This is a genomic window from Micromonospora profundi (assembly GCF_011927785.1).
GTDB classification, from domain to species: Bacteria; Actinomycetota; Actinomycetes; order Mycobacteriales; family Micromonosporaceae; genus Micromonospora; species Micromonospora profundi.
On the sequence record NZ_JAATJK010000001.1, the window covers coordinates 1,878,554 to 1,893,956 of the forward strand.

The window sequence follows — 15,403 nt, forward strand, 5'->3', positions numbered from 1 at the left end:
TGAGGGTGCGCTGTGTGGCGTGGGCGCGCTGTGTGGCGTGGTGCGTTGCCTGAGTTGGATGCGCTGTGTGGTCGGGTGCGCTGCGCGGCATCGGCGTGCTGCGTGAGCTGGCGTGCTGCGTGAGCTGGTTCGCTGCGCGGCCTGGGTGCGCTGTGTGGCTGGTGCACGGCGCGGCTGGGTGCCGGCGCGGTGTCCTGGCCCGCTTTGCCCCCGTATGGGTGGTCCCTAGAGTCAGCGTCTCAGCCCTCCGCCCTCCTTTCAGCGCGGGTTGACCGCACGCAGCCCTTGATCGACTCGGGTTCCTTGTAGTCGGTGTGTCCGGCTGGGGTGGATGCCCCGGTTTCAAGGAACCGAGTCGATCATCGCCTGGGTGCCCGGTTCGGTCGGCGTCCGCAGGCGTGGTGTGGGTGGTAAGTCCACTGGTGGGGGGTTTCGGGGTGTGACCGGTGGCATCCTCAGGCCGGAATCGTGGCGGCCCCGGCCGGGTTACATACCCTGACGATCGCAGTACGGCCGACCGCAGGCCACCCCTCACGGGGAGGATGCACTGCTCGGCCGGAAGCGCTGCCCGGCCCGCTCGACGTGGTCGGAATGCGCGGCCCGGCCCGGTGGTTACACACTGGCTGAGCGACCGCACCAGCGGCGGGCGATGCCCGACGTTCGAGAGCAGAGCCCGCGCCAGCGACTCGCCGGCACCTCAGGGACTGACCCACGGACTTGACCTACGGGCTCGTCCAATCGGCTTTGCGAAACGATGGCCGACCCCGGGAATGGCCCCGGCCCCCGGGTGGTTACACATGGACCGGCCGCTAGAGGCGCCCCCGCGCCCGGCCGCCGTGAATGACTTTCCCCCCTTTGTTGTTTGTGCAGCGCCGGACGAGGTGCTGACACCCGTGCGCCGCCCCCCGGTGGTGTGTGGGTGTTTCCTACCCCCGAAGGAGCTACCCCCATGAACACGATCATTCGTAAGAGCATGTTGTCGGTTGCTGGTCTCGCGTTCGCCGGTGGTGTTTTCGCCGGCCCCATCGCTGCTCACGCCGCCACCCCGGTGGATGGCAAGCCCGTCGCGGTCGCGGTGCAGGCCGGCAAGCCTGACACCGGCAAGTTGATCCCGCACGGTACGCAGGGCGCGCAGTCCCGGATCGCCCTCAACGACGAGCAGACCGCGAATGTGAAGGCGATCATCGCCGCGACGAAGAAGGCCGGCATGCCTGAGCGGGCTGCGGTGATCTCGATCGGTACGAGTCTGCAGGAGTCGAAGTTGGAGAACCTGGGTCACCTGGGTGACCGCAACGATCATGACTCGCAGGGCTTGTTCCAGCAGCGCCCCTCCAGTGGTTGGGGTACGCCGGAGCAGATCACCGACCCCGACTACTCCACCACCGCCTTTCTGAAGGGTTTGAAGCAGGTTGACGGGTGGCAGGACATGCCGTTGACCGTGGCCGCGCAGACGGTGCAGGTGTCGGCGTACCCGGACGCCTACGCCCAGTGGGAGCAGCAGGCCGCTGATCTGGTCGCCCAGTACTGGAACAGCTGACCCACCTCACAGCACCGCAAGATCCGCTGGCCGGCACCCCACTCCGGGGTGCCGGCCAGCGGCATGTCCACCGCCCGCATACCCGCCGTCGCTGAATCTTGGACAGTTTCCGTTAGCCACGGACGGAAACTGTCCAAGATTCAGCCCCGCGACGGGCGCGAGTGCCGCGCGACGGGCACAGCAGGTGCGGGTGCCGCGCGACGGGCACAGTAGGTGCGGGTGCGGGTTGGGAACAAGGTTGTGGTGGGGCGGGTTGTGGACAGTGTCGGTGTGATCCAGTGTCCCCGGGCCTCACCTAATATCGCCGTCGCGGAATACCGTCAGGCTGGAGCCGCGTCGCGCCACTCGCCGAGAGGCGACCTGCACACCGACACCGGTGCCGCCCCCGACCCACCCGGTCGGGGGCGGCACTGTCTCCGGCTCGGGTGCCCGACAGGTGCTTGATTCGCGGCACAATGCTCCGGTGACTGTCGCGCAGCCCTGGTCCGAGCAGTCGGGTGTGCTCGTACTGCCCGGTGGGGCGACGGTGCGCGGACGCCGTGTCACCGCGACCGCGTCGCCGGCTGACTTCGCCCTGCTGTTGGCGCCCGGCCCGGTGCCGCCCTGGCCTCATCGGCGGATCCGGTGGCCCGACTTCTGGGTCCCGCTGGACCGGGCGGACGCGCTCGACGCCTTGCGGGACGCCCTGCGGCGGGCGTACGACGGTGAGCGCGTCGAGGTGGCGTGCAAGGGCGGGGTGGGTCGTACGGGTACGGCGTTGGCGGCGTTGGCGATCCTCGACGGTCTGCCCGTCGAGCGGGCGGTGCCGTGGGTGCGGGCGGGCTATCACCCGAAGGCGGTGGAGACGCCCTGGCAGCGGCGGTGGCTACGGTACGTCGCCTGACCTGTGGGTTTGGCTGGCGTAGTCGCTTGGCAGTGCCGCCCGTGGCCACCAGGTCGGCGGGTGTGCCCGTAGAGGCGGCCCGCCCGTGACCGAGACGATCCGTGGCGGCATCCGGTCCCGCCGGGCGATCTTGTTGACTAGGGTCGGGCACATGAGAGCTGCGCTGTTGGCGGTGACGGCGACCGTCGCCCTGGTCGCTCCGGCGCCGGCCACCGCGCCTGCATCGGCGGCTCCCGGCACGGGGACCGCCGCCACGCAGGCTGGGGCAACAAGGGCCGTCGGCGCGAGAGGAGCCGCCGCCACGCAGGCAGGGACAACAAGGGCCGTCGGCGCGAGAGGAGCCGTCGCCACACAGGCTGGGGCAGCAAGCGCCGTCGGCGCGAGAGAGGCCGTCGCCCCACAGGCTGGAGCGTCAGGGACTGCCGCCGCGCCGGCCGGTGCCGCGCCGGCCGTGCGGTGCCCTCGCGTGCCGGCGCCTGCGGTGTCCCGGCCGCCCCGGCCCACGCCCCCGCCTGACGTTCCCGAGCAGCGGACCGTCGGCGGCGCCGGGCTGGCCACCAGCGGCCTGGTCGTGCCGGCCGGCGTGGGCGCTCCTCCGGCGATCACCGCCACGTCGTGGTTGGTCGCCGACCTGGACACCGGGCAGGTGCTCGGGGGCTGCGGCCCGCACGAGTACGGCACGCCGGCCAGCGTGCAGAAGCTGCTGCTGGCGGCCACCATGATGCCCCGGCTCGACCCGAAGCAGACGGTCACCGTCACCCCGGCGGACATGAACATCGAGCCCGGTTCGTCGGCAGTGGGCCTGGTCGCGGGTGGCCGGTACACGATCGAGACGATCTGGTTGGGGTTGCTGCTCAACTCCGGCAACGAGGCGGCGAACGCCCTGGCCCGGTTGGGCGGCGGGTCCGACGGGGCGGCCGGTGGCGTCCGCGCCATGAACGAGCAGGCGTACCGCCTCGGCGCGCTCCAGACGCACGCTGTCACCCCGTCCGGCCTGGACAGCAAGGGCCAGTTCACCAGCGCGTACGACCTGGCGCTGATCGCCCGCGCCTGTTTCGCCCAGCCGACCTTCCGGCGGTACGCGCTCACCGAGCAGACGACCATTCCGGCCCAGCCCGCGCAGCGCACCAAGGGTTTCCAGATCCAGAACGAGAACCAGCTGATCTACCGGTACCCGGGCGCGTTGGGCGGCAAGACGGGCTTCACCGACCTGGCCCGGCACACCTACGTGGGTGCTGCGGAGCGCGACGGGCGACGGCTCGTGGTGACGCTGCTGGGTGCCGAGCCGGCGCCGATGCGCGGCTGGGAGCAGGGTGCAGCACTGCTGGACTGGGGCTTCTCGCTGCCCCGTGATGCCGCCGTGGGCCGGCTGGTCGAGCCCGGCGAACTGACCGCCACGCCGTCTGCCGCGCCGTCGGCGTTGGCCGCACCCGGTGCGCCCCGGCCGGCCGCTGCCAGCGGCCCGCACCCCGGCGCGGGCTGGCTGTGGTTGGTGACCGCCGTGAGTGGCGCGGGGGTGCTGGTGCTGCTGGGCGGGCTGCTGTGGCGCCGCCGCCGGCTGCCCTGAACGAATCGACAACCGGCTCTGGGATCCATAGACTCCGGTCGTTCTGGCACCACGAGTCCAGGAGGATCCCTGTGTCGAGTGAACTCGAACCGACCTCCGGTGCGGCGGTACCCCGCCGGCCGGTGCGCGCGCTCACCCGCCTCGCGGGCGTGGCGGCGCTCGCCGGGGCGCTGGTCGCCGGCGCCTCCGCCGCAGCGGTGGCGGCACCGAGCGCGGCCCGCGACGCGCTGACGGAATCAGGCGCGCCGAGCGCGGCCCGCGACGCCCTGACCGTGCCGAGCGCGGCCCGCGACGCGCTGACGGCGTCCGCCGTGTCGCCGGCCGCCGAGCGTCCGCCGCGCACCACGCACGGCCCCTGCGCGTACACCGAGACGCCTGACGAGCCGGCCGCCCGCCCTGTGCCGCTGCCGCCCGATCCCCGCCGTACGCCCGCTCGGGGTACCGTCCGGGTGACCCTGGCCACCAACCACGGGCCGATCGGGTTGACCCTGGACCGGGAGGCCGCGCCGTGCACCGTGCAGAGCTTCCTGCACCTGGTCGGCAAGCGGTTCTACGACCGCACCTCGTGCCACCGGCTCACCGCGTACCCCACGCTGAGCGTCCTGCAGTGCGGCGACCCGTCGGGCACGGGCGAGGGCGGCCCGGGCTACCGCTACCGCGATGAACTGCCGACCGACCTGCCGCCGGCGCCGACCGACCCGACCGGTGTCCGCCGGCTCTACGCCCGGGGCGTGCTGGCCATGGCCAACGCGGGGCCGGACACCAACGGCAGCCAGTTCTTCCTGGTGTACGCCGACTCAGCGCTGCGCCCCAACTACACGATCTTCGGCGAGGTCGACGCCGCCGGGCTGGCGACCCTGGACCGGATCGCCGCCGGGGGAGTGGCGCCGACGGCCGAGGATCCCGCACCGGTCGACGGCGCGCCCGCGCTACCTGTCGACATCCGGCGGGCCGTCCGCTCCCACCACCACCACTGAGGCGTACGGCGCGGTGGGCGACTCGGGTCGCCCCCGCGCCGGTACGTCAGGGGCCGGGTCGTGGTGAGGTCGCGCAGCCAGGTGAGAGCGGGATCGTCGGTGAAGTCGCCCAGCCACGTGCGGGCGGGACCGTCGTCGCCGAGCCGGGCGAAGGTCAGCAGTGCGAGCGACGGCTGGCGGACCGAAAATTTCGGCTGCCGGACCGGTACTGGCGAACCCAGGATCCGACTCGATTCAGCCCGTCATGACAGGTGCGGCGACCCGGTCGGCGGCGCGGTGGTGCTGTCCCGTACGACAAGTTCGGTGGCGAGTTCCACCCGGGGTGAGTCGATGCTCTCGCCCTGGGCCAGTCGCAGCACCGTCCGGGCCGCCAGCCGGCCCATCTCGACAAGCGGTTGACGCACAGTGGTCAGTGGCGGTGACGCCCAGCGGGCCTCGGGCAGGTCGTCGAAGCCCACAACGCTGACGTCGTCGGGTACTCGCAGGCCGCGACGCCGGATGGCCTCGTACACACCGAAGGCCATCTGGTCGCTGGCGGCGAAGATGCCTGTCGGCGGGTCGTCCAGGTCGAGCAGTGCCGTGCCGCCGGAGAAGCCGGAGGCGTGGTAGAAGTCGCCCGGGTAGATCAGCGCGTCGTCCACCGGCACGCCTGCCGCCTCCAGGCCGGCCCGGTAGCCGTCGAGGCGGGCGCGGCTGCACAGCAGGTGCGTGGGCCCGGCCACGAACCCGATCCGTCGGTGCCCGATGGCCAGCAGGTGCTCGGTCGCGGCGAGCCCGCCGGCCCAGTTGGTGGCGCCGATGGTCGGTACGTCCATGGCCGGCACGCCTGCCGGGTCGACGACGACCACCGGCACGTTGAGGCGACGGAGTTGGGCGTGCAGGGGCGGGCTCAGGTGTGACGTCACGAAGATGACGCCGTCGGTGGCCCGGGTCCGCAGGTTCTGCAGCCACTGCCGGGCGGCGGTGGGCTGCCTGTGGATCGCGGAGACCACGGTGCCGACGCCGGCGCCGTGCCCGACGTCCTCCACGCCGCGGATGATTTCCACGGCCCAAGGGCTGTCCAGGTCGTTGAAGACCAGGTCGACGAGGCCGGCGCGGCGGACGCTGCGGCTGCTGCGGCGCCGGTAGCCGTGGTGGCGCAGCAGCTCCTCGACCCGTTCCCGGGTGTCCGGGGCCACATCGGACCGTCCATTGAGCACCCGCGACACGGTCGGCACCGAAACACCGGCCTCCCGTGCGATCGCGGTGATGGTCACCCTGCGTCCGTCGTCCGCGCCCACCCGCGTCTCCTCACCGGTCCGGAAGAGCGACCGCAAGCCGTCGCCATACCATTGTCCCGGAACGGTGTTCCCGCCCCTTCGCGCCATCTTGCCTCACGGACGTGGGTTGACGACATGGCAGGTCGGTTCTAGCGTTCGGCGGAGTTGCGGAACGGTACCGGTAAGTTATCGGGCACCTTCCGGTGTGCTACCCGCCGTCGCCGCCCGGCGGCCGCCGCCTGTTCCCTGTCGACTGACGGACCGAGGACGCCATGTACACCGACCTGTCCGAGGCCCAACTCCGCGACCACCGTGGCGTGGTGACCGACCCGGGCGACTTCGACGACTTCTGGGCCGGCACCCTGGCCGAGGCCCGCGCCGCCGGATGGCCGGTCCGGGTCGAGCCGGTGTCGACCGGCCTGACCAGCATCGACGTGTTCGACGTGACGTTCGCGGGCTTCGCCGGTCACCCCGTACGGGCCTGGCTGCGGATGCCTCGCGGGGCAGGTGCGGCGCTGCCGACCCTCGTGCAGTACGTCGGCTACGGCGGCGGACGGGGGCACCCGCTGGAGAACCTGCTGTGGGCATCGGCGGGGTTCGCCCACCTGCAGATGGACACCCGGGGACAGGGTTCCGGCTGGAGTCGAGGCGTCACCGGGGATCCGGGCGTGGCCGGCCCGGAGGTGCCCGGTGTGATGACCCGCGGCATCGCCGATCCCCACACGTACTACTACCGGCGGCTGATCACCGACGCGGTCCGGGCGGTGGACGCCGCCCGTACCCTGCCGATGGTCGACCCCACCCGGGTGGCGGTGTTCGGGCAGAGCCAGGGCGGCGCGTTGGCCCTCGCGGCCGGCGCGTTGGCGCCCGGCGTCCGCGCGGTGGTCGCCCTCGTGCCGTTCCTCTGCGACATCCCGCGCTCGGTGGTGGTCACCGACGCGCGGCCGTTCCGGGAGATCCGCGACTACCTGGCCATCCACCGGGACGCCGAGGACCAGGTCCTCACGACCCTGGCGTACGTCGACGGGGTCAACTTCGCGCGGCGCTGCCAGCGGCCGGCCCGGTACTCGGTGGCGCTGATGGACGACATCGTGCCGCCGTCGGGGGTCTACGCCGCAGTGAACGCCCACGCGGGGCCCACCGAGCTGGCGGTGTGGCGGTACAACGGTCACGAGGCCGGCGGGATCGACGACGACGAGGCGGCGCTGCGGTTCCTGCGCGGGCACCTTGTCGACGACGCCGAGGCAGTGGGAGAGGCCCCGGTCGTCGCCGGTTGATCCGTCGCGGACGGCAGTCGGTTGATCGGGCCTGGAGCCCGAGGTGCGGCTGGTAGACAGAACGGGTGCGCAGGCCAGGCCGGGTGGGCGGCGCCGCCGTGCTCGCGCTCGTCGCGGCACTGGGCGGCTGCTCGCACCCGCGCCCCGACCCGGGGCCGGCGGCTCCCGCGCCGGCGTCGGGAAGCCCGGGACCGGCGTCGGCGAGCGCCGGGCCGTCCGCCACGGACCGGCTGCCGGGGTTCGTGGTGCTGAGCGACGTCGACCCGCGCATCCACAGCGACATCAGGTACGCCACCGACCACAACTTCGTGGGTCGGCCGATCGCCGCGTACCCGGAGCCGCTGTGCCTGCTGACCCGGCCGGCAGCCGAGGCGCTGCGCCGGGCACAGGACGCCGCGCTCGCCGGTGGGCACAGCCTCAAGGTGTACGACTGCTACCGCCCGCAGCCGGCGGTGGACGACTTCGTGGCCTGGTCGAAGAGTCCGCGTGAGCAGCAGACCAAGGCCGAGTTCTATCCGCGACTGGACAAGGACCGGCTCTTCGCCGACGGCTACATCGGCGCGCCCACGGCGCACAGCCGTGGCAGCACCGTGGACCTGACCCTTGTCGACGAGCCGCCGGCCAGCCAGCCTCCGTTCCTGCCGGGGCAGCCGCAGGTCGCCTGCACAGCGCCGGTCGGGCAACGGTTCGCCGACAACAGCGTCGACATGGGCACCGGTTTCGACTGCTTCGACACGCGGGCGCACACGGCCGACAGCCGCGTCAGCGAGACGGCGCGTACCAACCGCCAACTGTTGAAGCGGCTGATGGCCGACGCCGGGTTCGTCAACTACGACCGCGAGTGGTGGCACTACAGGTTCCGCGACGAGCCGTACCCGGACACGTTCTTCGCCGCCCCGGTGGCGCGCTCGTCGGTGGGCTGACCGGACAGGCGGGTCTGCCCGGACAGGTTCAGCTGCCCTGGAGAAGTGGGCTGCCCCGGACAAGCGGGCGCCCAGACGTGCGCACCCCGACCTGCGCCGGGTCCGGTGAGTGCGTGGGGCCAGCGCTCCCCTCGGCCGGCTTGAGCGCCCCGCGGCCGAGGGGAGCGTGCCGGCGCCCAGATCGTCATCCAGCTCAGGGTGCCCGAGACGTTGACCTGCCGGCGAGGCAGAGCTTAGCGTACAAGTGGGAACAGCGTTCCGCAGTGCGGAAGATCGTTTGTCGGTTCTTTTCCCGTGGCGCTAGGTGAGGGGTAGAGCCAATGTTCCAGATGCGTGAAAGAGAACGACGTTCCGACGACTGGCTCGCCGACGGGAGCGGGTGCCGTTCGGCCCCGGCGCGGCGCGCGCTGCCGTGGTGACCCGCGTCGCCGTGGTGACCGGTGGGGCGTCGGGCATCGGAGCGGCGGTCGTCAGGACGTTGGCCCGCGACAGTACGCACGTCGTCGTCGCCGACGTCGACCTCGACGCCGCGCGCGAGGTGGCCGCCGAGGTCGGCGGTCGTGCTGCCCAGCTCGACGTCACGGACAGCCAGGCCGTCGACGCGTTCTTCGCCGACGGGCAGTGCCCCGACGTGCTGGTGTGCAGCGCGGGTGGCGCGCTGCGCAGCGCCGCGCTGGAGATCGACGATCCCACGTTCGGTGCCGTGCTGGACCTCAACGTCGGAGGCTTCTTCAGGTGCGCACGCGCCGCGGCGCGTCGGTCGATCCGGCTGTCGCGCCCGCTGAGCATCGTGCACGTCGGCTCCAGCCTGGCCGAGGGGGCGGCGACGGACCTCGCGCACTTCGGGGCCGCCAAGGCTGCCTGCGCGTCGTTGGTGCGCACCCTCGCCGTCGAGTGGGCATCGCACGGCATCCGGGTCAACTCCGTCGTCCCGGGCCTGGTCCGGACGCCCGCCACCGCAGCCGTCCTGGCCTCCCACGAGGCGTCGCTCGCCCGCGACGTGCCCCTCGGTCGGGTCGGCGAACCGGACGACGTGGCAGGGGCCGTTGCCTACCTCGTCGGGGCCGACGCGGGCTGGGTGACCGGTACCGCGGTCACCGTCGATGGCGGGCGTCGCGCGTCGCGCTGAGCACTGGCGCGCCCGGCGGAGCCCGGGTGGCCGAAGGGTGCGACTTGACGTCCGAACGGCCACCCAGGTGAACGGTTCGGAACCGTTGACCAACGGCGAGGCAGAGTTTAGCGTCTGCGAAACGGCGTTTCGCAGAGCGGAAGAGCCGTACTGCGGACCTGGACCCCGCAGTGCTGGAGTGAGGAGCGATACCGATGTGTCAAGCGTTTGAGGTGAAACCGCGTTCCGTCAGTCGGAATCTGGTTTCGGGTTTCGCTACCACCATGGTGCCGCTGTCGTGACGTCCCCCATGACGGCCGGTACGTCTGCCGACTCGGTCACGCAGTCGGCGGACGAGCCGCTGCTGCGCGTCCGCGACCTCCGCATCAGCGTTGGCGACATACCTCTGGTCCGAGGCGTGTCCCTGGACGTCCGCGCCGGCGAGATCGTGTCGGTGGTGGGGGAGTCGGGCTCCGGAAAGTCGCTGACGTCGCTCGCGGTCCTGGGACTGCTGCCACCGGAGCTCGCGACGAACGGAACCGTCGAGTTCCGTGGCGAGAACGTCACGACGATGAACAGCCGACGACTCCGGCAGTTCCGCGCCTCCGCCGCTCGGATGATCTTCCAGGACCCGGGCTCGGCGATGAACCCTGTGCTGACCATCGGGTTCCAGGTCATCGAGTCCATTCGAGCGGCCCAACGGTGCTCTCGCGCCGAGGCTCGCGAACAGGCATTGGCGATGATCCGCCGGGTCGGCATCGCCGAACCGCAGCGGTGCCTGAGCGCCTACCCGCGCGAGTTGTCCGGCGGGATGCTCCAGCGGGTCGTGATCGCGATGGCGCTCGCTGTCGACCCGCCGTTGCTGATCTGCGACGAACCGACGACCGCGCTCGACGTCACCACACAGGCGCAGGTGCTCGACCTCATTCGCGCCCTGACCAGCGACATGGGAACGGGCGTCATCCTCACCACCCACGACATGGCGATCGCGGCCGACTACTCCGACCGGATCGTCGTCATGTACGCGGGCCAGGTCGTCGAGCACGGGCCGACCCGCGCGACCCTGGCCACCCCTCAACACCCGTACCTGTGGTCGCTGCTCAACGCCCACCCGGACTCCGGTGAGCGCGAGCCCTTCACCCCCCTGACGATCCTCGACGGGGCACCGCCCCGGCCGGACGTCGAAATCCCCGGCTGCCGCTTCGCGCCCCGGTGCCCGTTCCGACAGGAGCGGTGCAGCGTGGAGACCCCAGTCCTCCGGCCGCTGGCGACGGCGCCCGAGCGGTCCGCGGCCTGCCTCGTGTCAGCTTCTCAGGAGGCGGCGTCATGAGCACCAACAACACTCCGCAGGCGACCCCGGGCACGTCGAGCCTGCTTGAGGTGGACGGCCTCCGGCGTCACTTCGCGCTCTCCCGTGGCCGCATGCTCAGGGCGGTCGACGGCGTCTCCCTGCGCATCGACAGTGGGCGGACCCTCGCGCTCGTCGGCGAGAGCGGGTCGGGCAAGAGCACCCTCGGCCGGTGCGTGGTCCGGATGGACGAGCCCACCGACGGCCAGATCCGCTTCGACGGCGAGGACATCACCCACCTGCGGCACCGTGACCTGCGCACGATCCGCCAGCGGATGCAGATGGTCTTCCAGAGTCCGTACACCTCGTTGAGCCCGCGCATGAGCGTCGGCGCCTCCATCGCGGAGCCGTTGCAGATCCACGGCCTGCCCGACGGCCTAAGCCCCGCCGACCGGGTGCGGGAGGTGCTCGACATGGTCGGCCTGCCGGCGTCCGTCGAGACCCGACGCCCCAGCCAGCTCAGCGGCGGGCAGCGGCAGCGCATCGGGCTCGCCCGGGCGCTCGCGTTGAGCCCGAAGCTGCTCGTGGCGGACGAGCCGACGGCATCTCTCGACCTGACCAGCCAGGCGCAGATCGTCAACCTCCTCCTGGAGCTTCAGGGCAGGTTGAGCCTGGCAATGCTGTTCATCACGCACGACCTCGGGCTCGCCCACCACCTCAGCCACGAGTGCGCCGTGATGTATCTCGGACGGATCGTCGAGGCGGGGCCGACGGTGGAGCTGATGCGCCAGCCGTTGCACCCCTACACCCACCTGCTGGTGTCCACCCGGTCGCGCGGCCCTGCCGCGCCGTCCGAGGCCGAGTCGGTGCCGTCCCCGATCAACCCTCCGGCCGGCTGCCACTTCCGTTCGCGTTGCCCGATCGCCGTCGACAAGTGCGCGACCGAGTACCCGCCGTTGCAGGCCACGCCCAGCGGTCGTCAGGTGGCGTGCCATAGGCCGGGAGTGCTGGAGCTGTCGGGAACTGCCACGGCCCGCATTCCTCAGCCCGAAACCTGGCCCAGGCCACCTGCCGCGACCGCGGCACCGACCACCACAGCCCTCACCAGTTCGCCAATCCCCAGTGCAGGAGCATCACATGACTGACGCCGTCAACCCCCGGACCGTGCGATCGCGTCGGGACTTCCTCCGCTACACGGCGCTCGTCGGCGCCGCCTTCGCAGTCGCTCCGGCGCTTGTCGCCTGCGGGTCCGACGACGACGAGGACGCCGGCGCCGGCGGGCCGATCAGGATCGGCACGTCGGTTCTGGACCCGGACGCCAACCCGCTGAAGTCCCTCGGACACAGCGCCAACTACCTCGCCTTCGACGCGTTGACCCGGATGAACCCGTCGACCCTGAAGATCGAGCCGGGGCTCGCCACCTCGTGGACGCGGCTGTCCGAGACGGAGATGGAGTTCAAGCTCCGCGAAGGGGTGAAGTTCTCCGACGGCACGCCGCTGACCGCCAAGGACGTGAAGTTCTCCTACGACATCACGAAGAAGGAAGGCCTGGCCCTGGCCTCCCTGATCGCCAACGTCAGCTCTGTCGACGTGGTCGACGACCTGACGGTGCGCATCCGGACCTCCAAGCCGGACGCGATCCTGGAGAAGCGGACCGCCCTGCTCTTCATCGTGCCCGAGAAGGCGTACACCGCTGCCGGCACGGAGGCGTTCGGCCTCGCGCCCGTCGGCAGTGGGCAGTACCGGATCACCAAGGTGGTCCCCAACTCGCAGATCACGCTGGAAGCCGCGGAGGACCCCTGGGAGGGTAAGCCGGCCAACTCGCGGGTGGAGTACATGCAGTACTCCGACCAGAGCGCCTTCCTTGCCGCGATGCAGTCCGGGCAGCTCGACATCGGCCACAACCTGCCGGTGCAGGCCCTCAAGAACCTGGGCTCGGACATGAAGGTGGAGGTCGTGTCCACCGGTTCGCCGCTGGCCGTGCAGTTCGACACCAAGATCGCGCCCTTCAACAACCCGGAGGTCCGTCGTGCGCTGAACCTCGCGATCGACGTGGAGTCCATCGTCAGCGCGGTGATGAACGGCGCCGGCGAGCCCCTGCCCGGCCAGCTCACCGCCAAGGGATGCTTCGGCCACAACCCGGACCTCAAGGCCATCCCGTTCGACCTTCAGCAGGCCAAGGACATCCTGGCTCGGGAGGGCGTCAAACCCTTCTCCACCGAGATCGCCGGCCTGCCGGTGAACAAGCCGCTGATGGAGGCGATCAGCGGGCAGCTGGGCGCCATCGGCATCACCGTGAAGGTCACCGTCCTGGACTTCGCGGTGTGGGTGGACGGCTTCAACAACGGCAGCAAGTGGCCGCTGTTCGTCAAGGGCATGAACTACTCGCCGCTGTTCGACGCCGAACTGTCCTACCGCTACCCCACGGCCGGTGCCGAGGGGCGCAAGGGCTGGGTGGACGCGCACTACGACCAGCTGCTGGAGAAGTCCCGTAACGAGATGGACTCCGCCGCCCGCGAGAAGATCCTCCAGGAGATGGGGGCACACCTGCACAAGGAGCTCCCGTTCATCTTCCTGTTCGGCCAGCAGTGGGTGGTCGCCAGCACCTCCGATGTCTCCGGGTACGACCCGAGCACCGGGTTCTGGGTGGACGCGTCGACAGTGACGAAGTCATGACGGTCGGCACCGCGCGGATGGGTCGATAGACGTGGCTCACCTGACGTATCTGATCAGTCGCCTGGCCCAGCTGGTCCTCACCGTCGCCGGTGTGATGACAGTGCTGTTCGTGCTCCTGCGCGTCTCGGGTGACCCGGCGGAGGTGTTGTCCGGACCGGACGCCACGCCGGAGATCGTCGAGGCGACAAGGGCCCGGCTGGGGCTGGAAGGCTCCCTGCTGAGCCAGTACCTCCGGTTCATGGGTGACCTGGCGGTCCTCGACCTGGGCCGGTCCTTCACCTTCGGCGGCGACGCGCTGACAGCGGTGACGGACCGGCTCGGGGCGAGCATGTTGATCCTCCTCCCGGCCCAGGTGCTCACCATGCTGCTCGGCATCGCGCTGGGCAGCGCGGTGGCGCGGGCCGGGAAGTTCCGGATCGGCCAGATCTTCATGGGCGGGTCGTTCCTGCTGCAGGCGGTCCCGTACTTCTGGCTGGCGATCGTGCTTGTGCTGTTCCTGGCCCTGCAGTGGAAGGTGCTGCCGGCGACCGGGTCTGGCGGCATCGAGTACGCGATCATCCCCATCATCGCGATGACCGCCAGCCACACGGCCGCGTTGGCCCGGCTGGCCCGTGGTGAGGTCGCGGACGTGCTGCACCGCCCGTTCGTCCTCGTCGCCCGCTCGAAGGGGATCTCACAGGGGCGGCTCATGTTCCGGCATGTCCTGCCGGTGGCTCTCCCGCCGATCATCTCGTACTCGGGGATCCTGTTCGCGTTCTCCGTGGGCCAGCTGGTCGTCCTCGAACCCCTGTTCAACTACCGCGGGATCGGCGCGCTCCTGGTGAACGCCGTACACGGCAGGGACTTTCCCATCGTGATGGCCGGGGTGTTCGTGGTGACGCTGATGGTCGGGCTGGTGAACCTTCTGGCGGACGTCGTGAACCGACTGATCGACTCCGGCCTGCGGACGAAGGTGGGTGTGTCATGACGGAGCAAGCGCTCCAGCCCGGTGTGGGCGGCGAGGCGGGCCCGACCGTGCCGAAGGCCGACGTACGGACGCGCACGCGCGGCCCGCTGGGGCGGCTCGCGCGCCGCCCCGGCGCGATGGTCGCTCTGGGGTTTCTGCTGCTTGTCGCCCTCACGGCGATCTTCGCACCGCTGATCGCCCCGCACGACCCCGTCGTCCAGGACCTCGCCAGGTCCCGGCAGCCTCCGGCGTTCCTGGACGGTGGCGACACGACGTACCTGTTCGGCACCGACGAGTTCGGACGGGACCTGCTCTCGCGAATCATCTACGGAGCACGCATCTCGCTGTTCGTCGGCACCGTTTCGGCGACCATCGCGATGCTGCTGGGCACGACGATGGGCCTGATCGCCGGCTACTTCGAGCGGCGGGTGGGGCCGACGATCCTACGGTTCGCCGACATTCAGTTCTCGCTGCCCTTCTACGTCATCGCGATCGCCGTTGTCGCCCTGTTCGGGCCGAGCCTGCGCAATCTGGTCATCCTGCTGTCGTTCTGGGGCTGGGCGACCTACGCCCGCACCATCGCCGTCACCGTCTCGCAGCTCAAGCGGATGGAGTACGTGCAAGCCTCCCGGCTCCAGTGGTCAAGCGTCGCGCGGATCATGCGTGTGCACCTCCTGCCCGGCGTTTCCAGCAGCGTCATCGTGCTGTGGACGACGTCGGTCGGCGGTCTCATCCTGGTCGAGTCGGCGCTGTCCTTCATCGGTCTCGGCGTGCAGGTCCCCGATTTCTCGTGGGGCTCGATGCTCGGCGGAGCACAGACCGAGCTGCAGGGCGCCTGGTGGGTGGCCATCGTGCCCGGTGTGTTCCTCACCGCCACCATCGTGGCGTTCTACGTCCTCGGAGACGCGCTCCGCGACATCCTCAACCAGCCGGTCCCGAAGGACCACTGATCCAAGACTCCG

13 protein-coding genes are annotated in these 15,403 nt (G+C 70.9%); 12 read left to right on the forward strand and 1 reads right to left on the reverse strand.

Annotated features, from left to right (window positions below):
- Window positions 1-949 precede the first annotated feature (949 nt).
- The 4 genes from F4558_RS08060 to F4558_RS08075 all read left to right on the forward strand — a co-directional run bounded on the left by F4558_RS08060 (window position 950) and on the right by F4558_RS08075 (window position 4,964).
- Entirely contained in the window at window positions 950-1,537 is a 588-nt protein-coding gene (locus F4558_RS08060) for a hypothetical protein (protein ID WP_167943685.1), read from the forward strand.
- Between the two features lie 463 nt (window positions 1,538-2,000).
- Window positions 2,001-2,420: a protein-tyrosine phosphatase family protein gene (locus F4558_RS08065; protein WP_053656273.1), complete on the forward strand. Its 420-nt coding sequence runs from the start codon at window positions 2,001-2,003 to the stop codon at window positions 2,418-2,420.
- A gap of 466 nt (window positions 2,421-2,886) precedes the next feature.
- Window positions 2,887-3,987 (forward strand): D-alanyl-D-alanine carboxypeptidase family protein, encoded by a 1,101-nt coding sequence (locus tag F4558_RS08070; protein WP_369814801.1) that lies wholly within the window; start codon window positions 2,887-2,889, stop codon window positions 3,985-3,987.
- A gap of 71 nt (window positions 3,988-4,058) precedes the next feature.
- Window positions 4,059-4,964: a peptidylprolyl isomerase gene (locus F4558_RS08075; RefSeq protein ID WP_231640063.1), complete on the forward strand. Its 906-nt coding sequence runs from the start codon at window positions 4,059-4,061 to the stop codon at window positions 4,962-4,964.
- Window positions 4,965-5,206: 242 nt separating this feature from the next.
- On the opposite strand, the gene F4558_RS08080 is transcribed toward F4558_RS08075, so the two are convergent.
- Window positions 5,207-6,244 carry a LacI family DNA-binding transcriptional regulator gene (locus F4558_RS08080; protein ID WP_053656290.1) on the reverse strand — a complete coding sequence of 346 codons (1,038 nt, stop codon included), beginning with the start codon at window positions 6,242-6,244 and terminating at the stop codon, window positions 5,207-5,209.
- 251 nt (window positions 6,245-6,495) lie between these two features.
- Here F4558_RS08080 and F4558_RS08085 point away from each other — a divergent pair, with 251 nt between their 5' ends.
- The 8 genes from F4558_RS08085 (at window position 6,496) to F4558_RS08120 (ending at window position 15,391) form a co-directional block, all read left to right on the forward strand.
- Window positions 6,496-7,500: an acetylxylan esterase gene (locus tag F4558_RS08085; protein WP_167943686.1), complete on the forward strand. Its 1,005-nt coding sequence runs from the start codon at window positions 6,496-6,498 to the stop codon at window positions 7,498-7,500.
- Window positions 7,501-7,565: 65 nt separating this feature from the next.
- A complete protein-coding gene (locus tag F4558_RS08090; protein WP_376767501.1) occupies window positions 7,566-8,423 on the forward strand; it encodes a M15 family metallopeptidase in 858 nt (285 codons plus the stop codon).
- A gap of 379 nt (window positions 8,424-8,802) precedes the next feature.
- Window positions 8,803-9,552, forward strand: coding sequence for an SDR family NAD(P)-dependent oxidoreductase (locus F4558_RS08095; protein WP_167943687.1), 750 nt, complete (start codon window positions 8,803-8,805; stop codon window positions 9,550-9,552).
- Window positions 9,553-9,829: 277 nt separating this feature from the next.
- On the forward strand, window positions 9,830-10,861 hold the full coding sequence (locus F4558_RS08100) for an ABC transporter ATP-binding protein (protein WP_157552560.1): 1,032 nt from the start codon (window positions 9,830-9,832) through the stop codon (window positions 10,859-10,861).
- On the forward strand, window positions 10,858-11,964 hold the full coding sequence (locus tag F4558_RS08105; RefSeq protein ID WP_082377486.1) for an ABC transporter ATP-binding protein: 1,107 nt from the start codon (window positions 10,858-10,860) through the stop codon (window positions 11,962-11,964). Before F4558_RS08100 ends, F4558_RS08105 begins: the two co-directional genes overlap by 4 nt.
- The gene (locus F4558_RS08110) at window positions 11,957-13,495 is read left to right on the forward strand and encodes an ABC transporter substrate-binding protein (protein WP_157552557.1); all 1,539 of its coding nucleotides are present in this window, start codon (window positions 11,957-11,959) and stop codon (window positions 13,493-13,495) included. The genes F4558_RS08105 and F4558_RS08110 overlap by 8 nt, the downstream gene beginning before the upstream one ends.
- Before the next feature lie 31 nt (window positions 13,496-13,526).
- On the forward strand, window positions 13,527-14,462 hold the full coding sequence (locus F4558_RS08115; RefSeq protein ID WP_053656262.1) for an ABC transporter permease: 936 nt from the start codon (window positions 13,527-13,529) through the stop codon (window positions 14,460-14,462).
- Complete coding sequence (locus tag F4558_RS08120) at window positions 14,459-15,391, forward strand: ABC transporter permease (protein WP_167943688.1); 933 nt, start codon at window positions 14,459-14,461, stop codon at window positions 15,389-15,391. Before F4558_RS08115 ends, F4558_RS08120 begins: the two co-directional genes overlap by 4 nt.
- The last annotated feature ends 12 nt before the right edge of the window (window positions 15,392-15,403 follow it).

What these genes read in the sequence shown, in the direction of transcription:
- F4558_RS08060 (WP_167943685.1), top strand. Translation starts at nt 950, where the DNA reads ATGAACACGATCATTCGTAAGAGCATGTTGTCGGTTGCTGGTCTCGCG.
- F4558_RS08085 (WP_167943686.1), top strand. Translation starts at nt 6,496, where the DNA reads ATGTACACCGACCTGTCCGAGGCCCAACTCCGCGACCACCGTGGCGTG.
- F4558_RS08105 (WP_082377486.1), top strand. Translation starts at nt 10,858, where the DNA reads ATGAGCACCAACAACACTCCGCAGGCGACCCCGGGCACGTCGAGCCTG.
- F4558_RS08110 (WP_157552557.1), top strand. Translation starts at nt 11,957, where the DNA reads ATGACTGACGCCGTCAACCCCCGGACCGTGCGATCGCGTCGGGACTTC.
- F4558_RS08120 (WP_167943688.1), top strand. Translation starts at nt 14,459, where the DNA reads ATGACGGAGCAAGCGCTCCAGCCCGGTGTGGGCGGCGAGGCGGGCCCG.